2 protein-coding genes are annotated in these 3122 nt (G+C 66.5%); both read left to right on the top strand.

The genetic code is table 11. The features are described from left to right. Positions 1-2421, top strand: a 2421-nt coding sequence (locus Y705_RS0107135; RefSeq protein ID WP_081737871.1) for a multifunctional oxoglutarate decarboxylase/oxoglutarate dehydrogenase thiamine pyrophosphate-binding subunit/dihydrolipoyllysine-residue succinyltransferase subunit, incomplete at its 5' end; no start/stop codon positions are given. A gap of 115 nt (positions 2422-2536) precedes the next feature. After that, positions 2537-3122 (top strand): GDSL-type esterase/lipase family protein (locus Y705_RS18105; protein WP_049822407.1); only part of this gene is annotated, 586 nt, incomplete at its 3' end.

The raw sequence follows: 3122 nt of genomic DNA on the forward strand, positions 1-3122 counted from the left end.
CGGGAATGGCCCACCGGCGGTTTCGGCGGCAAGCCGCTGCTGAAGTTCCGCGACATGCTCGGCGTGCTCCGCGACGCCTACTGCCGCACCACCGGCATCGAGTACATGCACATCCAGGATCCGGTGGAGCGCCAGTGGTTCCAGGACGAGCTCGAGCACCCGTACTCCAAGCCGAGCCGCGAGGAGCAGCTGCGCATCCTGCACAAGCTGAACTCCGCGGAGGCGTTCGAGACCTTCCTGCAGACGAAGTTCGTGGGCCAGAAGCGTTTCTCCCTCGAGGGCGGTGAGTCCCTGATTCCGCTGCTCGACGCCGTCATCTCCGGAGCAGCCGACGACGGCCTCGACGAGGTAGCCGTCGGCATGGCGCACCGTGGCCGCCTGAACGTGCTGACGAACATCGCCGGCAAGACCTACGCGCAGGTCTTCCGCGAGTTCGAGGGCACCCAGGATCCCCGATCCGTGCAGGGCTCGGGCGATGTGAAGTACCACCTCGGAACCGAGGGCACGTTCACCTCCGACGCGGGGAACGAGACACGGGTCTACCTCGCAGCCAATCCCTCGCACCTCGAGGCGGTGGATCCGGTGCTCGAGGGCATCGTCCGGGCCAAGCAGGATCTCCTCGACCAGGGCGATACCTTCCCCGTTCTCCCGATCCTGATCCATGGCGATGCGGCCTTCGCCGGCCAGGGAGTCGTCGCCGAGACGCTCAACCTCTCCCAGCTGCGCGGCTACCGCACGGGCGGAACCATCCACGTGATCGTCAACAACCAGGTGGGCTTCACGACGTCGCCGACGTCGTCGCGCTCTTCGGTGTACTCCACCGACGTCGCGAAGATGGTGCAGGCACCGATCTTCCACGTCAACGGTGACGACCCCGAGGCCGTGGTCCGCGTGGCGCAGCTGGCGTACCAGTTCCGCCAGCGCTTCAACAAGGATGTCGTGATCGACATGGTGTGCTACCGCCGCCGTGGACACAACGAGGGCGACGACCCCTCGATGACCCAGCCGATGATGTACAACCTGATCGAGGCGAAGCGCTCGGTCCGCAAGCTCTACACCGAGGCGCTGATCGGGCGCGGTGACATCACGCAGGAGGAAGCCGAGCAGGCGCTGCGTGACTACCAGGAGCGACTCGAGCGGGTCTTCGCGGAGACCCATGCTGCGCAGACTTCGCCGATTCCGGTGGTCACGAAGGATCCCGCAGCGGTCTCGAATATCGAGCGGCCTTTCGCACAGCAGTCCGATTCGGGTACCGGGGCTCCGGCGACCACAGCCATCTCCCCCGAGACGCTCGCGCACATCGGCAAGGCCCACACGAGCATTCCCGAGGGCTTCACCGTCCACCCGAAGCTCAAGGCGCTGCTGGACAAGCGCGAGCAGATGTCACGCGAGGGCGCCATCGACTGGGGCTTCGGCGAGATCGCGGCCTTCGGCTCACTCCTCATGGAGGGTGTGCCGGTGCGCCTCTCCGGCCAGGACACCCGGCGCGGCACCTTCGTACAGCGGCATGCGGTGTTCCACGACCGCGCAACGGGTGAGGAATGGCTTCCGCTCTCCGACCTGAGCGAGGGCCAGGCGAAGTTCTGGATCTACGATTCCCTGCTGTCCGAATACGCAGCCATGGGCTTCGAGTACGGCTACTCCGTGGAGCGCCCCGACGCACTCGTGATCTGGGAAGCGCAGTTCGGCGATTTCGTCAACGGCGCCCAGACCATCATCGACGAGTTCCTCAGCTCGGCGGAGCAGAAGTGGGGCCAGCGCTCGTCACTGGTGCTGATGCTCCCGCACGGCTACGAGGGCCAGGGCCCCGACCACTCCTCCGCACGCATCGAGCGCTTCCTGCAGATGTGCGCCGAGGAGAACATGGTGGTCGCCAACCCGAGCAGCGCGGCGTCGCACTTCCACCTCCTGAGGCGCCACGCCTACAGCAGGCCGCGCAAGCCGTTGATCATCTTCACTCCCAAGCAGCTGCTGCGGCTGAAGGCAGCGGCGAGTTCGGTGGAGGACTTCACGCAGGGCAGCTTCCAGCCGGTCATCCCCGACACCCTCGAGGCGCCGGCCAACGACGTCGAGCGCGTGATCCTGGTGTCCGGCCGCCTGTACTACGATCTGCTGTCGTCGCGCCAGAAGACCGACGACCAGAAGACGGCGATTGTGCGCGTAGAGCAGCTGTACCCGCTTCCCGTGGCTGAGATCTCCGCGGCCCTGGATACCTACCCCAACGCAGAAGTGGTCTGGGCCCAGGATGAGCCGGCCAACCAGGGCCCGTGGCCGTTCATTGGACTGAACCTCCCGCAGGAGCTGGATCGGAAGGTGCGGCTCGCCTCACGTCCGGCGTCGGCGGCCACCGCCACCGGTTCGGCGAAGCATCACGCAGTGGAGCAGGAGCTCCTGATCCGCAAGGCGTTCGGCCGAAAGTAATCGGCCCATACGTATGATGTTGGGTGGGGCTCCGGCCCCGCCCAACGCATTTAAGCAGCAGGTTGAGGCAGCACCAGTCACGCACCATTCCGACGACCAGTAAACCGAGGGACCAGTGGAACAACGCAGAATCCGGCTAGCAGCAGTGGGCGACGAACTCCTGGCGGGCCTGGGCGACCCGCGCGCGCTCGGCTGGTTCGGACGCGTCATGGCACGGACCGCGCCGGAGAACGTGCTGGTCGAGCCGTACACCCTTGCGGCTCCGCAGGAGGGGACGGAGTCCCTTGCCAACCGCTGGCTCCAGGAGGTGGGACGACGCTTCGACGACGGCTTCGAGAACCGCCTCGTCATCGGGCTCTCCGACCGCGATCTGGACCTCGAATTGTCGACGGCCCGCAGTCGGCTGAACCTCGCGAACATCCTCGACGGCGCTGCGCACATGAGCGTCAAGGCGCTCGTCGTCGGCCCTCCCCCCGGCCTCGATCCCGAGCGCAACCGGCGCCTCGCCGACCTCTCGACCGCTTTCGCCGACGTGACCACACGCCGCAAGCATGTGTATGTGGACACCTTCACGCCGCTCGTGGCGCATGAGCAGTGGCGAAACGACCTCGCCGCGAACGGCGGCGGTCCCGGTCAGGCAGGCTACGGACTGATGGCGTGGCTCGTGCTGCACCGCGGCTGGTACCAGTGGCTCGAGATCC

Origin of the sequence: Arthrobacter sp. H41, assembly GCF_000520535.1 — a bacterium.
GTDB lineage: Bacteria > Actinomycetota > Actinomycetes > Actinomycetales > Micrococcaceae > Arthrobacter_D.